Annotated in this window: 1 protein-coding gene; it reads left to right on the top strand. The window is 49.0% G+C overall.

The annotated features are described in order from the left end of the window. A partial coding sequence (locus R8N47_RS24460; protein ID WP_318186010.1) for a PhoH family protein occupies nt 1–827 on the top strand: 827 nt, incomplete at both ends.

Genomic DNA, 827 nt, shown 5'->3' with positions numbered 1-827 from the left:
CGAAAGAAAAACCAGACCAAGGCTCTATTTCCATTTTGGCGGATTTTGAATTGCAGGAAACCGTCAAAGCTTTCGCCGACAAAGCCGGTGACAACCGTATTCTCAACGCGGTGCTTTATCTGCAAAACAAACGAGCACCACGAGAAGTCGTGCTTATCACAAAAGACATCAACATGCGTCTGCGCGCGAAAGGAGCCGGAGTTCGCTTTGTTGAAGACTACCGAACCGACCAACTCATCGACGACATTCAATACCTCACTAAAGGCTTCCAGCAACGAGAAGGCGATTTCTGGAGCGGTATTGATGAAGTTGAAAGCTACGCGTTGGGTGGCAGAACTTATCACAAACTCAGTCGTGAGCCTTTTGACCCAACGTTCATCAACCAATACGTCATTGATGAAGACAGCGATTTTGCAGGCCGCGTTGAAACCATCAATGAAGACAAGCTAACCCTACTCGACCTAAGCCGAGAACGCATGATGCACCGCCGAGCTTGGGACATCACACCAAAAAACATTTATCAGGCCATGGCACTCGATGCCCTGCTCGACCCTGACATTGATTTGGTGATCCTCACTGGTGCGGCGGGTAGCGGTAAAACGCTATTGGCTATGGCAGCTGCGCTCGAGCAAACTATTGAAAAAGGCATGTTTGATAAAATCATCGTCACGCGTAACACGCCAGACATTGGTGAGTCGATTGGCTTCTTACCAGGCTCAGAAGAGGAAAAAATGATGCCTTGGTTGGCGGCGGTAACCGATACTTTGGAGGCGCTGCATAAGCACGATCACTGCACCGAAGGCTCGTTGAAATACATCTGCGATAAA

The organism is Vibrio sp. 2132-1 (assembly GCF_033344315.1).
This window is presented reverse-complemented; position numbering and strand designations above follow the sequence as displayed.